The organism is Corynebacterium sp. MSK204, from assembly GCF_030229885.1.
Lineage (GTDB): Bacteria > Actinomycetota > Actinomycetes > Mycobacteriales > Mycobacteriaceae > Corynebacterium.
On sequence record NZ_JASPGQ010000032.1, the window covers coordinates 1 to 1,365 of the forward strand.

The window sequence follows — 1,365 nt, forward strand, 5'->3', positions numbered from 1 at the left end:
TTGTGACGGTACCTAGATAAGAAGCACCGGCTAACTACGTGCCAGCAGCCGCGGTAATACGTAGGGTGCGAGCGTTGTCCGGAATTACTGGGCGTAAAGGGCTCGTAGGTGGTTTGTCGCGTCGTCTGTGAAATTCTGGGGCTTAACTCCGGGCGTGCAGGCGATACGGGCATAACTTGAGTGCTGTAGGGGTAACTGGAATTCCTGGTGTAGCGGTGAAATGCGCAGATATCAGGAGGAACACCGATGGCGAAGGCAGGTTACTGGGCAGTTACTGACGCTGAGGAGCGAAAGCATGGGTAGCGAACAGGATTAGATACCCTGGTAGTCCATGCCGTAAACGGTGGGCGCTAGGTGTGAGGGTCTTTCTACGACTTTCGTGCCGTAGCTAACGCATTAAGCGCCCCGCCTGGGGAGTACGGCCGCAAGGCTAAAACTCAAAGGAATTGACGGGGGCCCGCACAAGCGGCGGAGCATGTGGATTAATTCGATGCAACGCGAAGAACCTTACCTGGGCTTGACATACACTAGATCGCTGCAGAGATGTAGTTTCCCTTTGTGGTTGGTGTACAGGTGGTGCATGGTTGTCGTCAGCTCGTGTCGTGAGATGTTGGGTTAAGTCCCGCAACGAGCGCAACCCTTGTCTTATGTTGCCAGCATTTGGTTGGGGACTCATGAGAGACTGCCGGGGTTAACTCGGAGGAAGGTGGGGATGACGTCAAATCATCATGCCCCTTATGTCCAGGGCTTCACACATGCTACAATGGTCGGTACAATGCGCTGCGACACTGTGAGGTGGAGCGAATCGCTGAAAGCCGGTCTTAGTTCGGATTGGGGTCTGCAACTCGACCCCATGAAGTCGGAGTCGCTAGTAATCGCAGATCAGCAATGCTGCGGTGAATACGTTCCCGGGCCTTGTACACACCGCCCGTCACGTCATGAAAGTTGGTAACACCCGAAGCCGGTGGCCTAAACGTGTTAGGGAGCCGTCGAAGGTGGGATCGGCGATTGGGACGAAGTCGTAACAAGGTACCCGTACCGGAAGGTGCGGGTGGATCACCTCCTTTCTAAGGAGCTTTTTTGTAGGCTGCAGTTGCAGCCAGGACCCATAGTTGTGGGTTGCCCACACAGTTGGTGTGGGTTGGTGGTTGAGTAGGCGAGTGTTCTGCTGCCACCGATTGTTTGGAAATTCCGGGTAGGACATGCACCTTAATCAGCAGTACTGAGTGTTTAAACGGTGCTTTGTGGCATGCGTAAAAGTGTCCATGTATACAAAATATAATGTTGTGAATAAGTTGTTGGTGCATTGTTGGGTGTCTGGGGCATTATCCCCTTTTTTGTGTGCCTGACTGGTTGATGGATGCC

At 53.4% G+C, this 1,365-nt stretch carries 1 rRNA gene; it reads left to right on the forward strand.

Annotation, left to right across the window (positions count from 1 at the left end):
- Positions 1 to 1,067: ribosomal RNA gene (locus QP908_RS11545) — 16S ribosomal RNA — on the forward strand; the annotation flags it as partial.
- Positions 1,068 to 1,365: the final 298 nt, after the last annotated feature.